The sequence below is a fragment of the Parvibaculum indicum genome (assembly GCF_011762095.1).
In the GTDB taxonomy this organism is placed as follows: Bacteria; Pseudomonadota; Alphaproteobacteria; order Parvibaculales; family Parvibaculaceae; genus Parvibaculum; species Parvibaculum indicum.
This window is the reverse complement of sequence record NZ_JAASQO010000022.1, coordinates 1-20230: the sequence shown is the minus strand read 5'-3', so window position 1 is coordinate 20230 and position 20230 is coordinate 1. Positions and strand designations below refer to the sequence as shown.

General features: G+C 57.8%; 15 protein-coding genes. 5 read left to right on the top strand and 10 right to left on the bottom strand.

From position 1 onward, the window contains the following. Nucleotides 1-8: 8 nt before the first annotated feature. Entirely contained in the window at nt 9-3173 is a 3165-nt protein-coding gene (locus tag FHS78_RS18325) for an efflux RND transporter permease subunit (RefSeq protein ID WP_167095859.1), read from the top strand. A gap of 100 nt (nt 3174-3273) precedes the next feature. Continuing rightward, nucleotides 3274-3804, top strand: coding sequence for a PepSY domain-containing protein (locus FHS78_RS18320; protein WP_167095857.1), 531 nt, complete (start codon nt 3274-3276; stop codon nt 3802-3804). Between the two features lie 862 nt (nt 3805-4666). On the opposite strand, the gene FHS78_RS18315 is transcribed toward FHS78_RS18320, so the two are convergent. The 5 genes from FHS78_RS18315 to FHS78_RS18295 form a co-directional block, all read right to left on the bottom strand. Then, a complete protein-coding gene (locus FHS78_RS18315) occupies nt 4667-6316 on the bottom strand; it encodes a recombinase family protein (protein WP_167095855.1) in 1650 nt (549 codons plus the stop codon). Then, on the bottom strand, nt 6316-6753 hold the full coding sequence (locus FHS78_RS18310) for a DUF2924 domain-containing protein (protein ID WP_167095853.1): 438 nt from the start codon (nt 6751-6753) through the stop codon (nt 6316-6318). Before FHS78_RS18310 ends, FHS78_RS18315 begins: the two co-directional genes overlap by 1 nt. Next, nucleotides 6750-7028 (bottom strand): DUF3489 domain-containing protein, encoded by a 279-nt coding sequence (locus FHS78_RS18305; RefSeq protein ID WP_167095851.1) that lies wholly within the window; start codon nt 7026-7028, stop codon nt 6750-6752. Before FHS78_RS18305 ends, FHS78_RS18310 begins: the two co-directional genes overlap by 4 nt. Before the next feature lie 240 nt (nt 7029-7268). Continuing rightward, the gene (locus FHS78_RS18300; protein WP_167095849.1) at nt 7269-7976 is read right to left on the bottom strand and encodes a nucleotidyltransferase domain-containing protein; all 708 of its coding nucleotides are present in this window, start codon (nt 7974-7976) and stop codon (nt 7269-7271) included. Then, nucleotides 7973-8881, bottom strand: coding sequence for a WYL domain-containing protein (locus tag FHS78_RS18295; protein WP_343042014.1), 909 nt, complete (start codon nt 8879-8881; stop codon nt 7973-7975). Before FHS78_RS18295 ends, FHS78_RS18300 begins: the two co-directional genes overlap by 4 nt. Nucleotides 8882-9194: 313 nt before the next feature. Between FHS78_RS18295 and mblB the strand changes: the two genes are divergently transcribed. Genes mblB through FHS78_RS18280 form a run of 3 tightly spaced genes read left to right on the top strand, consistent with a single transcriptional unit; the run spans nt 9195 to nt 13297 of the window. Then, the gene (gene mblB / locus FHS78_RS18290) at nt 9195-10364 is read left to right on the top strand and encodes an anti-phage 6A-MBL system MBL-fold protein (protein WP_167095847.1); all 1170 of its coding nucleotides are present in this window, start codon (nt 9195-9197) and stop codon (nt 10362-10364) included. A gap of 4 nt (nt 10365-10368) precedes the next feature. After that, nucleotides 10369-12651 (top strand): anti-phage 6A-MBL system cap2_3 protein, encoded by a 2283-nt coding sequence (gene cap2-3 / locus FHS78_RS18285; RefSeq protein WP_167095845.1) that lies wholly within the window; start codon nt 10369-10371, stop codon nt 12649-12651. Continuing rightward, on the top strand, nt 12644-13297 hold the full coding sequence (locus FHS78_RS18280) for a hypothetical protein (protein ID WP_167095843.1): 654 nt from the start codon (nt 12644-12646) through the stop codon (nt 13295-13297). Before cap2-3 ends, FHS78_RS18280 begins: the two co-directional genes overlap by 8 nt. Before the next feature lie 375 nt (nt 13298-13672). Here FHS78_RS18280 and FHS78_RS18275 read toward each other — a convergent pair whose 3' ends face one another. The 5 genes from FHS78_RS18275 to FHS78_RS18255 form a co-directional block, all read right to left on the bottom strand. Then, complete coding sequence (locus FHS78_RS18275; protein ID WP_167095841.1) at nt 13673-15613, bottom strand: hypothetical protein; 1941 nt, start codon at nt 15611-15613, stop codon at nt 13673-13675. 181 nt (nt 15614-15794) lie between these two features. Further along, nucleotides 15795-17165 carry a type II restriction endonuclease gene (locus FHS78_RS19715; protein WP_167095839.1) on the bottom strand — a complete coding sequence of 457 codons (1371 nt, stop codon included), beginning with the start codon at nt 17163-17165 and terminating at the stop codon, nt 15795-15797. Beyond that, nucleotides 17162-17617, bottom strand: a complete 456-nt coding sequence (locus FHS78_RS18265) for a very short patch repair endonuclease (RefSeq protein ID WP_167095837.1) — start codon at nt 17615-17617, stop codon at nt 17162-17164. Before FHS78_RS18265 ends, FHS78_RS19715 begins: the two co-directional genes overlap by 4 nt. Continuing rightward, nucleotides 17610-18914: a DNA (cytosine-5-)-methyltransferase gene (dcm, locus tag FHS78_RS18260; protein ID WP_343042012.1), complete on the bottom strand. Its 1305-nt coding sequence runs from the start codon at nt 18912-18914 to the stop codon at nt 17610-17612. The genes FHS78_RS18265 and dcm overlap by 8 nt, the downstream gene beginning before the upstream one ends. Nucleotides 18915-19498: 584 nt before the next feature. Then, nucleotides 19499-20029, bottom strand: coding sequence for a hypothetical protein (locus FHS78_RS18255; RefSeq protein WP_167095835.1), 531 nt, complete (start codon nt 20027-20029; stop codon nt 19499-19501). Between the last annotated feature and the right edge of the window lie 201 nt (nt 20030-20230).

Here is a 20230-nt window from a genome sequence, read left to right as displayed (position 1 = left end):
GAGCGGTCATGATTGCAAGAGTCGTATCTTTCTGTGTCCAGCACCGCTGGTTGGTGCTTATGGCCACTGCTTTTGTCGCTGCGATCGGCGCCTACAATTTTACACGCCTTCCCATTGGGGCTGTTCCTGACATCACGAATGTTCAGGTTCAGGTTAATACGGTGGCTCAAGGCTATTCCCCGCTCGAGGTGGAGCAGAGGGTAACCTTTCCATTGGAAACGGCAATGAGTGGTCTGCCCGCGTTGGACTACACGCGCTCGATATCTCGATATGGATTGTCGCAGATTACCGTCGTCTTCCGAGAAGGGACGGACATATATCGGGCGCGGCAACTTGTCGGGGAGCGGATACAGGCCAGTGCGGCCGAGCTTCCGAATGACACCGAAACGAGCATGGGCCCGATCTCCACGGGTCTTGGGGAAATCTTCATGTACAGCATGGAGTTTCGCCCTGATCTGGCGTCCGGGGATATCTCATCCGGCAAGTCCGATATCCGTGCATTACATGACTGGGTCGTGAAGCCGCAGCTGCGTACGGTTAGGGGAGTCGCCGAGGTGAATGCGATCGGTGGCTTCGAGAGGCAGATACATGTCGTGCCGGATCCATACAAGCTGACATCTTACGGCATGTCATTCAGCGACCTGAGAGAGGCGTTGGAGGACAACAACGTAAATGTTGGTGCGGGCTATATCGAACAGAACGGCGAGCAGTATCTGATCCGGGTTCCCGGTCAGGTCGAAACCACGGAACAGTTTTCGGAAATCCTTCTGGGTACGCATGAAGGCCGCCCGGTCTATGTACACGACATTGCTGAAGTGACGTTCGGAAAGGAGTTACGTACCGGCGCGGGAACGCACAACGGAACTGAAACGCTGATCGGAACGGCAGTTATGCTCGTTGGCGAAAACAGTCGGGAGGTCGCTGCCGCTGTCAGAGCCAAGGTCGACGAGATACAGAAAAGCCTTCCCGCGGGATTTGTGATTCAGCCACTCTATGATCGGACGTCGCTGGTTCAGAAGACGATCGAAACAGTTCAGAAAAACCTGTTTGAAGGCGCGGCGCTGGTGATCGCTGTCCTGTTCATTCTTCTGCGCAATTTCAAAGCTGCATTGATCACTGCGATGGTCATTCCGCTTTCAATGCTCATCACCATTACCGGCATGGTCGAATATCAGATCAGTGCCAACCTGATGAGTTTGGGCGCGCTGGATTTCGGGCTGATAGTCGACGGTGCGGTGATCATTGTCGAAAACTGCCTCCGCCGGCTTTCCGAAGAGCAAAAACGATTTGGCCGGACGTTGCATATGTCGGAACGGTTTTCTGTGGTAGCGGATGCGACGCGGGAGGTCATGACCCCCGCTTTGTTCGGCTCCTTCATCATCACAGTGGTCTACCTCCCGATCCTTACCCTCTCCGGGGTGGAGGGTAAAATGTTCACGCCGATGGCTCTCACCGTAATCCTTGCTCTGGCAGGAGCGATGGTGCTGGCCCTGACATTCGTTCCCGCGGCAATCGCCATATTCATTCGTGGCAATGTCGAGGAAAAGGAGAGCCCAATCATGCGTTGGGCGCAAAGGACCTATGAACCTGGCCTTTCCTGGGCGCTGCGGCACAATTACACGGTGTTGTCGGTTTCCATCGTCCTGCTCGTGCTGACCGGCCTCGGTATGACGAGGTTCGGAACGGAATTCATTCCTCAGTTGGACGAGGGGGATGTGGCCGTACAGGCTCTTCGCGTTCCGGGAACAAGTCTTACGCAGTCTGTCGAAATGCAAACCGATGTGGAGAAGGTTCTCCTGAAACTGCCGGAAGTAAGGGATGTGTTTGCCCGCACGGGAACGGCGGAGGTAGCGACAGACGCAATGCCGCCGAACATTTCCGACGCATACGTCATCATGAAGGATCGCGAGGACTGGCCGGATCCATCCAAGCCCAAGGATGTTCTTCTCGCCGAAATCGAGCAGAAACTGGAGGGCCTGCCGGGCTCCAAGTTCGAGCTCTCGCAGCCGATCGAGCTTAGGTTCAATGAATTGATCTCCGGTGTCAGGGCGGATATTGGAATCAAGGTCTTCGGCGATGACATGGAACAGCTGCGCCAAACCGCCGGTGAAATTGCCACGGTCGTTGGCGGGATTGATGGTGCGGCCAATATAAATGTCGAACAGGTAACGGGCCTGCCGGTTCTTTCGATCGATATCGATAGGGATGCTGCGGCCAGGTTGGGGCTCAACGTGGCCGACATACAGGAAACCGTAAGATCGGCGATGGGAGGGAGCCGGGCAGGCACATTCTATGAAGGGGACTGGCGTAGCCCCGTCATTGTCCGCCTTCCGGAAAACGTCAGGCAGGATGTCGACAGGCTGCGAGAGTTGCCGATTCCGTTGCCTCCCGTTCATCCGGAAACGACAGATGTATCGATCTCCTCATATGAGCCTTTCCCCGAAACCATGCCGCGCGTCGTCCCTTTGCGGGAAGTAGCGAATGTGAAGCTCACCACCGGCCCCAATCAAATCAGTCGGGAGAATGGCAAGCGTCGAATAGTGGTGTCTGCAAACATTCGTGAGCGCGACCTTGGTTCATTTGTCTCGGAAGCACAGAAACGGGTGAAGGCCAATGTAGTACTCCCCGCCGGTTACTGGATGGAATGGGGCGGGCAGTTCAAGCAATTGGTCTCGGCGGTTCGAACACTTTCTGTCGTCGTTCCGCTTGCGATGATTCTGATTTTTGCTCTTCTGTTTGCAAGTCTGGGAACCGCCAAGGATGCTCTCCTCGTCTTTTCCGGCGTACCACTGGCCTTGACGGGTGGTCTGGTCGCCCTCGCCATTCGCGGCCTGCCACTCTCAATATCCGCCGGCGTAGGCTTTATCGCTTTGTCCGGAGTGGCGGTCCTGAACGGCCTGGTGATCATCAGCTTCATCAAGAATCTGCGAGCGCAGGGAATGCACCTCGACGAAGCGATATGGGAAGGCGCGAGCAGGAGGCTCCGTCCTGTGCTTATGACGGCCTTGGTTGCGTCGTTGGGGTTTGTGCCGATGGCGCTTGCCACCAGCGCAGGTGCTGAAGTTCAGCGCCCTCTCGCGACTGTTGTTATCGGCGGAATCCTGTCGTCAACGCTTCTCACCTTGGTTGTCCTGCCTGTTCTCTACAAACTCGCGCACGGAGCGGAGCGGTAGAACAATGCAAGGTCACAAAATTTCTCGGTGTTCAAACCTAGACCGAAATTCCGTACTCCAACGGCGCCCGTCAGGGCGTGCCTCAAGGAAAGGCTATCTCATGAAAACCGCTCTCGTCATATCGCTGGCTGCACTCGCATCAACGGCTCCAGTCGGTCATGCCTATTCAGGAAATGACTATAGGTTGCAGACAGTGTCTTCGGATCAGGCGCGGATGTCTCTTTTGGATATTCTCGATTCCGCAAGGATGCATTCGAAGGGAACGGCAGTGAGCATAAAGCCGGATAGGCGAGATGAGGCACATGCTTATCGCGTGGAATTCTTGACGTCCGAAAGAAAGGAAATCGTGTTTATCGATGGTAAGAATGGCGCGGTACTGGATAAATCGTACCGCCGATATCTTTCCAGATCACTCCGGGCTCGACATCGGAATATGCGCATGGCAGTTCAAAACGCTCGGATCGGCTTGATGCAAACCATCGCAATTGCAGAAAACAGAGGGAACGGCGTCGCAACAGCTGCATGGATACCCGAAGCGCAAAGACCAACCAAAGCAATTCTGACAGTCGTTTCGCGAGGGGGAGACGAAACACTTTCTGTCTACCTTGACGGATCAGACCAAATGCGATGAGAACGACTGCCTGCTGAGAGGATAGACCATGCCATCATGTTGTGAGCTCCGTCGGCGCGTCTTGGGATTGAATGTTTTTATTCGGCGTGACGTGAGCCCCGCAAACTCCTCCAAAAATGAGTAGAGTCCGTCAAGGAGAAGGAGACGGACGATGAAACGATTGAGGTTCACGCAAGAGCAGATCATCGCGATCCTGCGGGAGCAAGGGGGAAATCCGGACGCGGCAATAGTCGTCCATCATCCTCTTGAGAACGCGATCGCTCATGGCTGGCCTCGTTGGAAAGTTCCAATCTCCGGGCCAAGAATCGCATCTGATTCTGACAATTGATGCGGCTTGAGCCGCGCCGTTAGGCGGTCGGTATGGTCCCTGTTCCCTCGCGAAAATTCCCTGATATGCCGATTAAATTTCCCTGTTCTGGTTTCCAGGGAAATTGACGCTAAGTCACGGAAGTTGCCGGGCTATTTCAGCGGTCTTTAGCCTTGGGGATGCAGATTCGGGCGAAATTCCCTGTATTTTCCCTGAAATTCAGGGAATTGAGCAGAGGGAACAGGTCTATCGACTGTCGACACCACCAGTCCTTCCCCAGCAAAACGAAGACCTCCAGGCCTCTCCGCAAACTCTCCGTCATTCCGGGGACTTGTGGCCCATTTGTGCATCGCGGTGACCGGCAGAGGTGCTCTGCGGAGAGCATTTCGACGCCATTTCATGGGTATATCTCTGCGAGGGGCCAAACAGGTCCGCTTCAGCGTATTTCGATGCACGATGATGCACCGTGATGCAGCCGTGTTTCGCGGGAACGTCAACGGAACGACAAAGCCCGCGCAGAAGCGCGGGCAAGTGCATTCTCCGACTCTGGCCGATTTAGGTGAAGCCCAGTGCCTCGCGCTGTTCATCCCAGTTCGCCGGTAGCTTCGGCAGCCGGATCAGTCCCTGCGAAGTCAGGCCCTCCGGCTCGCGGCCATTGAGGATGTCTCTCGTAATATCAGGAGCCAGGAAGGCCAGCCGCACAGTCCGCGCGACCAGCCGTTCGTCGATCGTATCCCGCGCGCCGATTTCCTTGTAGCTGAGCCCCGCTTTCAAATCCTCGAGCCAGGCGTGTGCCCGGGCGATGGATTTGAGAAGTGACGCATCAGGCTGAGCGGTCTCATTCGGGTTTTTCGCCCCGATGATCAGCTTCTTGCCGCGCCCAACCCGCTTCAGCTGATACCGGCGTGTGAGGACGACCGGGTCGGAATATGCATCCTCATTGACTACGGACGTGTCGGCGTACCCGAGAAGCTCAGCCATACCCTGCCGGTTTAGCGTGATATGGATTCGAGATTGCTCGACGGTGACTTTCTCAATGAGATTAAGGACGACCTCGCGCGTGGGCTGGGCCTTCAGCTGGGCCGCATGCTGCGCCGCCGTCGTCCCGACCAACTCGATGAGATTGGGATGATCCGCCCCGATTATCCTGCAAAGCTCGGTCTGCTGTCCCAGCAGGGCAATGAGCTCGCTGGTGACGATGCTCTCGATCTCAGGGGCGGGTAAGGTCGTTTCTGGGTGCCTGTAGTAGTGGAGACGCCTGCCCTGTAACTGTGATTGCCGCGGCCGGAACGGGGTGCCGTCTTTATGGAAGAGGAGCCCGGCCAGCAGGCTCGGGGCGCTGGCGTTCTTTCTTGTCCTGTTCTCGTGCCGGTTACGGGCAAGGAGGTCCTGCACCTTCCCCCATGTCTTCATGTCGATGATGGAGGCGTGCAGCCCCTCGTGAATCTGATCCTTGTGCCGGATTTTCCCGATGTAGATCGGGTTCTGCAGGAGGAGGTAGAGAACGCCACGGGTGAAGCAGGCTCCACCGATCGTCCGCCCTTTCTGGGTGGTCCATCGTTTTGAATGGATTCCTCTGGCATCCAGGTCCTTCATCAGTGCCATGGCCGAGCCGAGTTCGAGATAGCGGTCGAAGATGTGGCGGACCTGCTCGGCTTCGCCCTCGTTGATGATGAGCTTCCGCTTGTCGACGTCGTAGCCGAGGGGCGGTTTGCCTCCCATCCACATCCCCTTCTCCTTGGAGGCCCGGAACTTGTCACGGATACGCTCGGCCGTGACCTCTCGCTCGAACTGGGCGAAGGAAAGCAGCACGTTGAGAGTGAGGCGTCCCATGGAGTTCGTGGTGTTGAAGGCCTGGGTCACCGAGACGAAGGAGACGCTGTGTCGATCGAAGAGTTCGACCAGCTTGGCGAAGTCGGCCAGCGACCGTGTCAGCCGGTCGACCTTGTAGACCACAACAATGTCGATCAGGCCTTTCCCGATATCCTGCATCAGGCTCTGCAGGGCGGGGCGCTCGAGAGTACCCCCTGAGTAACCGCCATCATCGTAGTGAGCAGGCAGCGCCTCCCAGCCCTCATGGGTCTGGCTCATGATATATGCGGCACAGGACTCGCGCTGGGCCTCCAGTGAGTTGAAGTCCTGATCGAGACCTTCATCGGTCGATTTGCGGGTATAGATCGCGCAGCGAAACTTGCGGGCAACCATCAGGCGACCTCCTTCTGCTTCTGTCTGAGACCGAAGAACTTGGGTCCGTTCCAGCGGGCGCCCGTGATCTCGCGGGCGATCTCCGAGAGGCTGCGCCAGACCCTGTTCTCGAAGAGGTATCCGGTATCGAGCACCTGAACCTGGTAGGTCCTGCCGTTCCACTCCCGTACCAGTGTCGTGCCGGGGTTGAGGTAGGAACGACTCTTCGTGATGCCCGGCTCGCGTCCCTCCCGGACATCCTCGACCAAAGCAGCGATCTGTTCTCGTGTCGCCCGATCAAGGCCGCCATGAGCCTTGGTCTGGAGGTGCCAGCCGACACCGAGCTCGAGCAACTCACGGCCGGCGCGAGGCGGGGGAGGATTGCCATGGGCCGCACGCCATCGTCTGTGGAGGTTACCCAAATCGAGTCCAGCCAAATCCGGTTCGACCTGATTCATTTGGTGCCTCCCGCCTTCGCTTTCTTCGGCAAGCGGTAGACGCGGCCACGGGTCTCGTCGTTAGTCGCAGTCACGTCCAGGCCGTGGCGCTTCTTCAGCTGGCCGCTGATTGCTCCTCGTACGGAATGAGGTTGCCAGCCGGTCGCTTCGACTAAGTCACCGATGGTCGCTCCCTTGGTGCGCTGCAATAGCCGGATGATATGGCCGAGCTTGCCAGCGGTCGGGGGAGGAGATTTAGGCGCAAGGTTTGAGGCAGAATTTGAGGAATTTGCCATGTTCGGGGTTCCTGTTGGTTGCAGGCGCCCGCCAATCCGGCGCCCTCACCCCGAAAGGCCCCCTGACTATCGTCCCGCGGGGCCTGCGCCGTTTGGCGCATGCACATGGATGCTTCCTTTGTGGGGGAAGTCCAGTCGAACTTAGATACTATTCTAGTGCACATTTGATTGTCTGATTTGCGCCAGAAGCGGTCATTCTTGCTATTTCTGTAGTAGCCGAGCCCAACGCGCCAGCGCCGATCAGCGGTAATGGTGCGCATCCTCTGCCGTCGACCGAATACCACGCTCGATCGTCTGCAGTCCTACCTCATTGCCGGTCTGGGCGAACAAGGCGCGATAGTCCTCGAGCGTCGCCTCGTCCGGCAAGACTGGATGCCCAATCTCCTGAACTAAATACTGCCGAAATCGCTGCCGCGTTGTTGCATCCAGTCTGCGCTGATGGCGACTAGCAAGAAGATCCGCAGCCGAAGGCGCCGCCGCTGCCAGCGCGGCAGGCGCGAACGCCGGCGTACCTCGTTCAGCGAGCTGCGCGATGAGGATTGTACGAATACACCAGACCATGCGCCGCACAACTAGATTGGAGTTGAGAGCGCCAGCGTGGCGATCGAGGAACCAACCGAGGTCACGAGCGTGCGTGATTTCGCGGGCATAGCTCGTCCGCAGCCTGAACTGGGATCGCAATTTATCAAGCTGGCCCAGCGGGTCGAACAACGGTTTGGCCTCGCGCACGATGTGACAGACGAATAGATCTCCGTTGCATGCGTCGGAGATCAGCTTCTCCCACGGATAGAAGAACATCGAGAGGTGGCCAATCGATTTGTGCTTTGGAGTATCGGGCGGGCTGATAAGCAGGAGATCGGTATCCGACCCCCGGCTATTATCTCCGCGCGCACGGCTGCCAAAGAGCAAGATCGCGGATATCCCTTGATCGCCAATGCTCTTGTTCACCGAGAAGCTCGCTCGACAGCGTCAATTGAGAGCTTACGCGCCGTGGCCCGCGCATTGACTACCTCGTCACGATTGAGGAGCACCAGCTGCTGCTTGCCTGGCGGTAGCGTGTCGGGCTCTACGTCGAAATTGTGCTCGGTCATCAAGTAGAAGGTCTGGCTCAGCCGCTGGGTAACGACGAGCCTGCCGTCGGTCATACCGTACTCGGCTTCGAGTGCCGCTTGTTGATTTGCTGACAGAGCCGGGTTTGGTGCGAGAATGAGGTCGATCTTATGCATCCATTCGAAATCAAGTGTAGAATCGATGGCGGCCGTGACGATGTCGCCAGCTTGACCAATCCGGAAAAGGTTATAATCGCGAAAATCGGAATGCTCGTTCGACCACGCTCGGACATACCACCGGCCGACAGCATGAAAGAGCGCGTGGGGCGCTATTACACGGCGCGGCTCCGGCGAGCCGGTGATCGACCTGTACTGAATCTCCAGCTGGCCACGTTGATTGATGGCGTCGAGGATATGGAGCAGAATCCGAGCGTCCGTTCGCTTGCGTAACAGCGAGACGTTCTCAATGGGTGGCGTGTTGTCGAACCAGGTGTCCTCCTGACGCATCCAACGGTTTTCTATCGCGACGAGTTGAAGCAAATAGCGTTCGGCCGACGCGTGCATCAGCTTCGGCTCGTAGGTCGGCGCGCGCAAATAGGCTTTCAGGGTCTGATCATAAGCAAGGTTCCCGGGCGCAAGCGCGGTGTATTGGGCGATGTCGGAAGAGGCTTGCTGCGCCGAGATTCCGAAGGTCTCTGCCAAATCGCGGCGATTGAACCGCCCGTCCCAGAACAACCGGAAATCGATGAATTCGAGGCGCCGTTGAACGCCCCAGCGTACCGTTTCTCCCGTCTCTTCCGCCACAAAATCCTCCAATAAGTCGATTCGAAAAAAATATCCCATCGTGTTTCTTGACTGGTCTGGGCGCAGTCTCTATATTCAATGGACGCGAAGACTGCAGGGGTCAAGGACGAAGGGAGGCGAGTGGGCAGAAAATTCCGGGCGAGGGGGTCGGAGCGCTGCGGTCACGGGTAGCCCCCCGATTTCAGTGGCCGAATGGACTAAGGAGTCGCTCGCGAGCCGAGCGGTCGCGATAACCCTAACGCATAAATGCCGGGCCAAGCGTCGCCAGATTGCTGCACGGCGCTCGTCTCACTGTTTGACCGAAAGGATTGCAATGACCGCCTCAATCACATTTTTCCCCGTCGGCAACGGTGATATGACGCTGATCACGTTCGACAACGGCCAGAAGCTCCTCGTCGATCTACATGTGCGCCAAGCTGCGGACGACGATGATGACGATACGCCGGATGTCATGGCTGATCTCCGCAGTCGGCTGACTCGCGATGGAAAAGGCCGTCTGTTTGTTGATGGCTTTCAGCTCAGCCATCCGGATAAGGACCATATCCGCGGCCTCCAAACTCACTTCCACCTCGGCCCGCCCGATGAATGGGACGAGGATGACGACAAGATTCTTATCCGGGAAATGTGGTCGTCGCCGATCGTCTTCCGCCGTGCGTCCAAGTCTCATGTCCTCTGTGATGATGCCAAAGCGTGGGCGAAGGAAGCTCGCCGTCGTGTCGCACTGTATCGCGAAAAGGGTGCCGCGACGGTCGAGGGTGATCGTATCCAGATCATGGGAGAGGACGAGGATGGCAAGACCGACGATATTCCGGGGGTCGTCGTCAAGACGGATGATGTCGTGACGAGTCTCAATTGCATTACGGTTGGTGCTTTTGAGGCTAGGCTTCTCGCGCCGATCCCGCATGGTGACGATGAAGAGCTGGAAGATCTGCTCGACAAGAATCATTCGTCGGTGGTCCTGCGCTTCTCGATCCGCGGCGGGGGCATTCTCGACAAATGCCGCTTCCTGACCGGAGGTGACGCCGAGGTCGCGATTTGGGAGCGGCTATGGGGCAAGCATGGCACCTATCGGGCCGACTGGCTCAGCTACGATATTCTGCAAGCCCCGCATCACTGCTCGTGGCACAGCCTCAGCTACGACAGCTATTCGACCTATGGCGAGGACGCGGAGGTCTGCGACGACGCGCGCAGCGCGCTGGCGCAAATTCGGAAAGGCGCGATTGTCGTAGCCAGCTCGAAGGCGATCGATCCTGAAGAAGCGGACCCACCCAGCGATCGCGCCAAGCGCGAATACATCTCCATCGTCGATGGCAAGAGCGATCGGTTCATCTGCGTCGCTGAGGTCTGGGAGGGTGAAGAGTGCGCGCTGGAATACGAGATCACTTCTAGCGGCGTCACAAAAGTCGTGAAGAGCGCTGCCAAGGCGGCGGTAGCCGCGTTGGGGATCGGTGCCACCGCTGCCCAGGCGCGTCCACACGGCTGAACCTATGGCAACCGAGGCGGGAATCGATCCCGCAGAGCATCTTTTGCGCGTCGCGCTGACTCATCCCGAATGTGTCGGCGGCGCGGTGCTTGAACCGGAAGGCGGCAGACCACGCATTCGGCTGGACATGAACGTCGAGATGCCGCTCGACATGAAGGCGGACGGCATCAGCTCGAGCGGCGTCCGAGTACGCGAGCCTGTCGTTCTCAAGCTTCCAACATACTATCCATGGCAATCGCCGCGCTTCTACCTGCGCGAGGATTTCCCACGCAACTTCCCTCATCTCATGCCCTTTGCCGCGATGCCCCGACCGTGCTTGGTTGATGGGGATCAGGACGAATATTTCTTTCAGTTCGGTCTGGTCGAGTATGGCATCTTCCATCTGGTCGAGCAGCTCGCGATCTGGCTTCGCAAGGCTGCAATCAGCGATCTGATTAACGCTAAACAGGGTTGGGAGCCTATGCTCCGCCGCGATTTCCGCGATATCGTTGAAATCGACGCCGATGCCGCGCGCAATGCGGTCACCAAGAACGGCGGGTGGATCGCATGGCAGGGCATGTTCTTCCGCCGTGGTGCGTCCGAGGCATACCTCAATGACTCGGTCGAGACGTGGATCTCAAGCAGGGGTGTGCAGACCCCGCTTATGCAGAAGTCGGACGATACGACGTTCACGTCGCGTCGGCCCGATTCTAGCGTGAGCCTAGGCAATACGGTGGTCGGGGTGGTCTGGCCCGACAAAAATCCCAATGGCACGCCACGTGTCAGCGCGACCTATCTGCCGGAGAGCGTCACAACATTGCACGACCTGCGCGCGCGAGCCGCCGAGCTCGGATGCGGACGCAGCCTGGATACCTTCCTCGCCAATGTCGAACGAAGCTTTAACGGTATGCTGCTGCCTCAGCCGATCCCGATCGGCATCGTTCTGTGCGCGCGGCGTCCGATTCATCTGATCGGCAGCGCTTACGACATCGAGTTGTTACCTTATGTCGTCGAGATACGCGCCGACAAGAACCGCGCGTCGCTGTTCGCCCAAGCTGACAAAGAGCCTGTTGCGCCGGCGATGCACTATCAGTCACTTAGTGCTCCATTGCTCCAGACGCTGTCCGGCATTCCGGCGCGTAGCGGACTTGCCATGCTTGGCTGTGGCAGTGTTGGATCGAAGATCGCCATGCACGCGGTGCGTGCGGGCCAGGACATCGTGGCGGTGAGCGACGAGTCCTTGCTTAGACCGCACAATCTGGCGCGGCATGCTCTCGGCGCGAAGGACGTCTCCAGCAACAAGGCGGAGGCGCTCTCGAAAGAACTCGTCGGCTTCGGCATGGCGCCTGCGGTGCACAAAGGCGACCTCAGCCACGATCTCCGAGATCCTGAGCAGGTCAAGCAGATCATGCCCAAAGCCGCAGGCGCAGTGATCAATTCGACCGCTTCGCTGTCCGTTCGCGAGGCGTTGGTATCTGCCGCAACATCTCGCCTTCGTGCGCGGCTGTTCGAGGCAGCCCTTTTCGGCCGCGGCCGCGGTGCGTTTCTGCTCGTGGATGGCAAGGACCACAATCCCAGCCATTGCGACCTGATCGCCGAACTTTATGCAACCCTTGACGATGGACGCGCCGCCGAGCTGCTCTTCGATCCTGCTGATGGCCTCGCCGAGGTTCAGATCGGGCAGGGATGCGGTTCGTTGACGATGACGATGGACGACGCGCGTCTGTCGGTTATGACAGCGTCCCTCTCGCAGGAGATTTCCAACGCGCTCGACGCGCCGACCCACGAGGGGCTGATCGTCATCGGTACAGCAGATGAGGATAGCCCGTCGACACGTTGGAGTCGGTGTGTTGTTCCTGCGTTCGAGACCGTCGCCATCGCCGGCAGTGATGGTTGGCAGTTGCGACTGTCCCGGCGCGTGGTGGACCGCGTTCGGGCCGAAGCCAAAGCCTATTCGGCGGTTGAAACTGGCGGAGTAATGATCGGCTTGACCAGCGCCCGACTGAAGACGGTGACCGTAGTCGATCTTCTTGAAGCGCCTGCCGACAGCCGCCGAACGCCCACGCTGTTCGTACTAGGAACCGATGGCCTGCAATCGACCATCCGCCATCGGCATGAGCAAAGCGGACGAACCCTGTTCGACGTGGGAACCTGGCACAGCCACCTTCGGAACGAGGGTCCGTCTTCGACCGATTGGAAGACCGCAGCCGACCTTGCCGCCGAACGCGCGCCACCATCGATTTTGCTGATAGCGACACCTGCGCGATTTCATGCGCTGGTTTCATCTCGAAAGGACAACGATGGCTGACGGTAAATCGCTCAAGGAGCAGAATGCGGTGCTGATTAGGGCCGCTATGATCGGACATATCGTGGCCTTTGCCTGGATCGCAGCCGAGCCGCTGCACCTCCTCTCGATGAACGGCCCCGCGCTCGTGGCGCGACTCGAGGCGGCAGCCGTGCCTGGCACCGCGGCATTTGGGCTCATCGTGGTCGCCTCACTCTTGCTACTTGGCTTGATCAATCCAAACTGGCGCGATCGGATAATGCATTGGCGCTGGCATGATCCGCTTCCCGGCTGCCGAGCCTTTACTAGCGTCGGGCCGCACAGTAGCCATGTCGATATGGAGCTGCTCGAAGCTCAATACGGACCGCTTCCTCTGGCAGGCAAGGAGCAAAACAAGCTTTTCTATCGGATCTATCGGGAATTCCGAGATGATGTGGGAGTGTTAGACGCACACGGACGTTATCTTGCGGCTCGGGACATTGGGTTGATTACGGCGTTGGTAGTGGTTCCCCTACCGGTGCTGGCTTGGTGGGCCTCTGGCAACGGCAAACACGCTCTAGTCTATGGCGTGGTGCTGTTCCTGCTCTACATGCTGTGCGCCGTCGCGGCGAAGAACTACAGCTGGCGCATGGTTCAGCATGTTCTGGCGTTGGCATCATCAAAGGCCTGATCCGGCTCCGGTCAGCCCCTTAAATTCTGGTTTCAGGCCGCTGAGCAAGAGGTTGCGGCAGCGCGATATTCGATTTGTAGACCATGTCCGAGTTCAACGCCGAACGTCCGTTTTGCTAGGCAAGTTCCGCTCTTGGCGCATATGCGCCACTAGCGGACGTTCAACTCGAAGAGGCTGCGGTCTCGGATCGGCACTTGCCCCTTGGCCTTCCCAAAGGGGCAGCGTGCGCAGGACGGAGTCTTGCGGTGGCGGAGAGCTCGACCATCTTCGATCCAATCGGCATGGCACTAAAAGAGGGCAGTTAAATCGAGCGTCAATTAAGTTTCCAACGGCTCAGCAGGGATTCTCCGGCAGACGGGCTTGAGCTGGATGCTCTCAGCTCTCCTCGATGTCGGTTCGGGCAAGTTGATCAGGGAACTTCAACAAGCCGCTTGCGATCGCTGCTTCTGTCCAAGATGCGCTCATAGGCCACTGCACCTCGACTTCACCACTACGTTTGATTTCGATAATACCGCGATCAACTCCGTCCCAAATAACGGCTGCAGCTTTGACCGGTGCAATCTCGGCTATAGCGTGCGCCATTGCCTCTATCCATTCCGAGGGCATCCTAGTCAGATCAATCAAACTGGGCAGTCGCCTTAGCATAGGCAACACCAATGCGGCGCGCCCCGCTAACGTAAGCGTGACTACAATATTGTCGTTCTGCCACATGATGGGAATTGCTACTTTCTGCGTTCGGCCACTCTCAATGTCTTCTTCGAGCGCATCGGCGAGACCTCTAATCTCATCCGCAAATTGGTTAGGCAACTGGTCGGACTCAACGATGCCCAGACGAGATAGGTTGAGGACGTCGTCGTGAAAGCCGATTGGGGTTACGTCCTTGTCACGCTTGCTATCTAGGTACTTCGACACCGTGCCCATGCCGACTTCCACGAACGGGAAGTACTGACTGCCGATCTGCAGAAACAACTCTGGATAGAGCATCGTTCCATCCGTCAATCGGCCGGGAGAAAGGGAAATGAACGCTGCCAAAGGTGCCTCGGCCTGCTCCCGAATAGCCGACGATGAAGTTGCGCTTCGTGATTGCGCAGCGTCCTGCGGCGCGCCAAGATACTCAGGTATCAGGTTGTTGCCTCGATAGTAGTCGCTAAGCAGCCGCTTCCAGTCCGGCACAGAGAGTTCACCATCGAAACGAAACAGTTTCGTGTAGTCGGAATTCTTTCCAGCACGATCGATTGAAGCGTCAAATCTTATGAGATACTTATCGCCATCATAGGCTCGGATCGCGCCGTCAAAATGGGTGATGTCATCCGCGCTCGACGAGTACTCAGCATGGGCATATCTACACCCGTACCGTCCGTCCGCAAGCCCGGGCGACGGGTCCTCGATGAGTTCTTCTACCTCAAATGTGCGGTAGTCGGTCGGTGCACTGCCAACCATACGGGTTTCTGGGGCCTTCCACCAAATTTGGGTTCGATCGACCCCTTCAAACTGTCGGGTCACCTCGTCCGCCTTGTGTTCCGCTACTCCGCTCGGGATTTTGCTGATGTCTTCGTCGTATTTGGGGCCACGCCAATATTCGAGCTCAATGAGACTCTTGGTGGAGGCGGGATGACCAAGCAGATCAGGATCGAGCCTCAATCGAGCTCTCAGTTTGGGGTTCTCTTGGGCGACTCCTGAAAAGCTGCGGAAAAACTCGGTGTTCAGCGCGTTCAAATGAGACAACCTACGCCGAAAAAACCTGTGGGCGACCAGAACCAGATCGCGCTTCTTGTCATGAAAAACGCCCGGCCACAGCTCGGTGGTACGGGATAGGAGCTCTCCGTATTCGACAAGGCCATCCTTGTCGACCAAACCTGTACTCGGCACAAAGAACTCTGGATACAGTTCGGCAGCAAGTCCTTCTCGCTTGGCGAACACCGACTCCGTTCGCAGGAAGCTCAAATTCCCATTGTTGGGAAGTCCGATCTTCGCCGAAAGCTCATCGCGAAACCGTGCGGTTTGAGCGTCGTTGACGCGCTTCCTATGCCGCGCAACACGGTCTTGTAGTTGAGCGCAATCTTCTTCGTTCTCAGGATACTCGATGCAGCCTAAGACGCGAACCATTTCGCCATCTATGTAGAGCCCTAGCTGCCGGCTCCACCCGATCACACGATGCATGTCGTGCTGCATGTGGGCAGGCGTTCCAACCGGCGCGCGAGACAGGAGGGCCTCGCGCTGATGCTCTTCCTCTGAGCGCATCAAACCAGCCGCAGAGAACTTGATAAGCTTTTTGTTGATCTGATCTGTATTGAACACCGCAAAGTCGAATTTCACGACGGTCCTCCGATCTTGAAGTGTCAAAATAAAGGGCCTTTGATCACGCGGCCAGATCGAACGTCCGCTTCTGGCGCAAAGCGGCCATTTTCCTCCAAAGCCTAATTCTCGGCCTGACGGTGTGGGAGCGCCCATGTTCGCTCTCTGAGAGGTGAGACTCTGGTTCGTTTCCTTGGTCGAATCACGCCATTGCGGCGTTCCACAAGATCAGATGAGGCTGTACGAACTCGTCGCAGAACTCCCTGAAGCTCACGACGTTCTCATGGCCACTGTATTCCGTCTCCCTGGACTTCCTGAGGCTTTCGGGAATAACCAGGCAGACGCCGATGGAGTCCATGTCCTCGATCGTGCTGCCGGCAATGTTTTCATCAACCGTTGTGAGGAACAGCTGGCGGTCGCCTTTCTCGCGTTCGACCTGTTTCCATCTCTCGCGAAGTGTGGTCTTGGCGCTGAGGATCAGGCCCGTCGCTGCATCCTCTGTCTTGCTGTCGACGAAGGCGAGCGACGGCAGAACAAAGTCGGGGCGCTTCCTCGAGGCAATGACGACCTGCTTTTCGTGGGGGATCGATCCGCCGAGAAGCATGGCCTCTATGTGATGCTCGTAGGAGTAGCCCGCTCGCGACTTGCGCTGCTGGCTGGCGGAAAGCATCAGCGCGTCTATTGCCGGGAGTTCGTCGACGAGCCTGCGGATCACCTCTGACGCGGTTACCTTGCGTGGCTTGTCACCCAGCACCAGCCGCACCAGTTCGACGGCTCTCTCCCTTCTCTGGAATTCCTTGAAGAGCTCCCACTCGATGCTGCGACTGATCTCTCGCAGGACGTCGCCCGGGTTCTCAAGGGCGAAGGGATCGAGCTTCTCGAGCCCGTTTTTCTCCAGAAAGGCGGTGCGTGCCATCTGCGCCAGTTCCGCAGTCGGAGGCATTGCAGCGTTGGTTTTCGCGAATTCCGCGATCGTACCTTTCTCCCAGGCCGCGATTACCTGCTCGGCAAAGTCCAGAATACGTTCGCGCTCTCTGGCTCGGACCGCGGCAGGATCCAGCACGGCCACCATGAAGGTGGCGTCAATGTCGAACATCTCGGCCAGAAGAATGGCTTCATCGCTGTCGGAGTCGATCGTCAGGCATTCGTATCTGTACCCATCGTCCTTCGATACGCGTCCCATCACGAGGAACGACGCGGGAAGGAGCTCGGCGAAGGCCTCTTTTGGCAGGCCGGTCATGTGGGTTTCCTGGCCTTTGCTGGTGTAGTGGACCAGCCGGGTCAGCTTCTCCTCGTCATTCAGCTGCGGCCATACGGTCGGAAAATAGACCTCCCGGATCTCCGCGCCTTCTTCTTTCCGCTCCTTCGCTTGCAGGGCAGGAAAGAAGCCGCCGTCTCTCTCCTCGTGCGGGATATAGACGCCGGCCTGATGCTTGTTTTTGTAGCGCGCCCAGTCGCGGTCATTGTTGGATAGTTTCTTGACGAGGACCTGGTCCGCCCGATCAAACAAACGGGCGAGCAGATCTGCATCTGTTCCCGATCGCCCGAATGCCATCTCTTCCTGTGCGGTCACTCTCTCCCCCTGATCTCTCCGATACCCCTGTCGCTGCGCAGCCAGGCTGCAGCGGATGATAGGACCTCATCCGGATCGCGTCTCGTCCGGCCTTTGAGCGCACACTCCCAGATGACCAGCACGCGCCAGCCCTTCTCCCGGAGAGCGGCGAGGTGTTTCTTGTCATTGGCACGGTTGGTCCGGATCTTGGTGCGCCAGAACTCCTCCCGGGACTTCGGCCATTTGAAGAGATGGCAGTCATGGCCGTGCCAGAAGCAGCCATGCACGAACACCACAGCCTTGTAACGCGGGAGGACCAGGTCGGGCTTGCCGGGCAGGTCCTTCACGTGAAGCCGGAAACGAAATCCGCGGGCATGCAGCCCGCGGCGGATCATAAGCTCCGGCTTCGTGTTCTTTCCCCTGATACCGGACATCATCCGGCTGCGGGTTTCCGGTGAGACGGTGTCAGCCAAGTTCGAGGCGCAGCTCTTCCGATGGTTCCGGGGTGAAGGGCTCGGCGGCCTCGAAGAGTTCGCCCGGATCGAGGATCCGCATCACATGCGGCTTCATGTAGCGTGCGATCTCCGCGACCACGGGAACAACCACTGCATTGCCGAACTGCTTGTAGGCGCGCGTGTCGGAGACCGGAATGTCCATTCGGGTCTCCCGATCAGGATCGAAGCCCATCAGACGGGCGCATTCGCGGGGCGTCAGGCGGCGCGGGTTCTTGCGGGCCTGTGCGATCAGAATCTCGCTGCCGTCCTTGTAGTAACGCGCCGAGAGGGTGCGGGCCTTGTCCTTCGGGGTGTTGAGCCCGAAGCCGAAGCCGTTGCCGGCCGCACGGTGCTTGTCGGCATAGCCCTGGAGGTAGGTCCAGAGCTTGTCGGAGAGCGTGTAGCGGTCGTCAGCGGCTGTCACGTTGTCAAGGCGCCCGATCTTTTTCGTAGTGGTGTAGTGGCCCTCCGGGTCCTCGTCATAGGAGTGGAGGATCTCTTCAAGCGTCGGGCCCGTCTTGGGATCCCGGAACTCCAGCCGTTCGAAGTCGAAGCCCGTATCCTCGCGGAAGCCCGCAATGAAGATGCGTTCCCGGTGTTGCGGGACATAGCCCTTCGCATCGACGATGCGGCAGCTGATCTTGTAGCCGAGGTCATTCTCCAGCGCGCCGACGATGGTGCGGAACGTGTCGCCCTTGTTGTGACTGCGCAGGTTCTTGACGTTCTCGAGCAGGAAAGCTGCCGGGCGATGGTGCTTCAGGATACGCAGCACGTCGAAGAAGAGCGTACCCTGCGTCTTGTCCATGAAGCCGTGCTGGCGTCCCAGTGAGCCGAGCTTGGAGACACCCGCAATCGAGAAGGGCTGGCAGGGGAAGCCTGCAAGCAGCACGTCGTGCTCCGGGATCTCGTCGGCATTCACCTTCGTGATGTCACCGGCAATGTCGTGATCGTCGGGGAAGTTCGCGCGATAGGTCCGCTGGGCATAGGAGTCCCATTCGCTTGTGAAGACGCATTTGCCCCCGACGGACTCGAAGCCCCGCCGCATGCCGCCGATCCCGGCGAAGAGGTCGATGAAGCGGAAGGCGGGCTTCTCTTCCTGATGCCCCATCCGGCCTTCCAGCCGGTGCTTCAGCATTTCGATATAGGCCTTCTTCGGCTTCGTCTCACCGGCTTCCCAGCGTCGGATGGTCTTGGGGTTCATCTCCAGAAATTCGGCCGTCTCGTCGATCGACAGTCCGTTCATCTCCCGCAATGCGCGGAAAGAAAGGTCTTCCACCGGCTACCCCCTCGCGAATCAAAACTGGGACAAAAATGGACAGGATGTCTTTTGTGCGTCCTCGCGTCGACGGGGTCAAGCGGGAAATGTATTTGTTTTGTTCTTCTTGTCGTCTAGTTCCCTGTAGGGGGACGCTCCTCAAGTTGGGTTGCCTTCCTGTTAGCGAGTAGGCTTCCGCGATGGATCGTGATGCCTGCTATAGATTGTGTTTGAGGCTAACGGAGAGGCTTTCCCGGGGGGATACGCGTGCGTTGCGCTGCGCGACGGAAAAAGAACTGAACGGCTTCAAGGCGATCCGGTCGAGGTGCCACGAGAACGTTGATCGCTGGTGTCGGTTGCACCCGGGTCACGTCCCGGTCCGTGGGTGGCTGAACTCAGGTGGTATTCTGGACAGGCATTCTGTTGTGGATCCAGGAGACGGAACACTCCTCGATATCTCGCCAAGGAGAGATGCGGCCCAACTACCGTTTTTGCTTCATGACACCGAAGACGGGCCATTCGACACACTGCCGCACCAGGTAATTGTGACGAGGCTACTTTTGTGAACGCTGGAGCTTCGAGTTCAATTTCATAAGATGCGGATCTCAGGAGTCTTTAAGGTTGTCTTTGTTGCGCTTTGCGACCTCCGGAAGCGCTGCGACAAGATTTATAAGTGCCATCATATTCGCCACGTACTTTTGCCTGAGCGTTAGTTCGCTGTAGAGGGATTCAAAATTGCGATTACCTTTGAAGGTGAATTTCATTTTCCCGTAGTCGGGTATCAATGCGTTGATCATACGATGAAGGTCCGATACCTGTTCGACGGTAAGCTCGTCTTGTCCGCGATGAGCAAATTGATTTCTGTGGTCATTGTGGCGGCGCAATGGGCTCAGTAGATTGTCGCCAACACCGAGTAGCCGTAGCACTTCGATTTTGTCGCCGAAGTTGCGAAATCCACGGCTCCCATCAGATTTGAAGCGCCCGTCGGTGAATTTCTTGAGTGCGTGGTCAACTGCGCGCTCGGTTTCGAAGTGGCATCTGACTATCGCGCCAATATCATCCTCTGCGAAAAAAGCTCTGCCGACACGATGTCGATCAAGACCAAAGCTGAGAACAATCACGTCGTCGTCATTCATGGCGAGCTTCCTTCCAAGTGAGCCGTCGAAGTTTGTTCAATCTAGCACTCGTCTTCTCCTGTAGAGGCAACACCTATGGTGATGTCAGGCTGCCTATGTCCGCCTAGAGATTTTTGTGTCACACGCGCCGATGCCCGCAATTTCGTGAGATAGATTTCTGCATTTGCGGGCAGGTGTCGAACCGAGGGCGGCTTCTGCCGG

What these genes read in the sequence shown, in the direction of transcription:
- FHS78_RS18280 (WP_167095843.1), top strand. Translation starts at nt 12,644, where the DNA reads ATGGCTGACGGTAAATCGCTCAAGGAGCAGAATGCGGTGCTGATTAGG.
- FHS78_RS18305 (WP_167095851.1), bottom strand. Translation starts at nt 7,028, where the DNA reads ATGGCAAATTCCTCAAATTCTGCCTCAAACCTTGCGCCTAAATCTCCT.
- mblB (WP_167095847.1), top strand. Translation starts at nt 9,195, where the DNA reads ATGACCGCCTCAATCACATTTTTCCCCGTCGGCAACGGTGATATGACG.
- FHS78_RS18325 (WP_167095859.1), top strand. Translation starts at nt 9, where the DNA reads ATGATTGCAAGAGTCGTATCTTTCTGTGTCCAGCACCGCTGGTTGGTG.
- FHS78_RS18320 (WP_167095857.1), top strand. Translation starts at nt 3,274, where the DNA reads ATGAAAACCGCTCTCGTCATATCGCTGGCTGCACTCGCATCAACGGCT.
- FHS78_RS18315 (WP_167095855.1), bottom strand. Translation starts at nt 6,316, where the DNA reads ATGGTTGCCCGCAAGTTTCGCTGCGCGATCTATACCCGCAAATCGACC.
- FHS78_RS18255 (WP_167095835.1), bottom strand. Translation starts at nt 20,029, where the DNA reads ATGAATGACGACGACGTGATTGTTCTCAGCTTTGGTCTTGATCGACAT.
- cap2-3 (WP_167095845.1), top strand. Translation starts at nt 10,369, where the DNA reads ATGGCAACCGAGGCGGGAATCGATCCCGCAGAGCATCTTTTGCGCGTC.
- FHS78_RS18310 (WP_167095853.1), bottom strand. Translation starts at nt 6,753, where the DNA reads ATGAATCAGGTCGAACCGGATTTGGCTGGACTCGATTTGGGTAACCTC.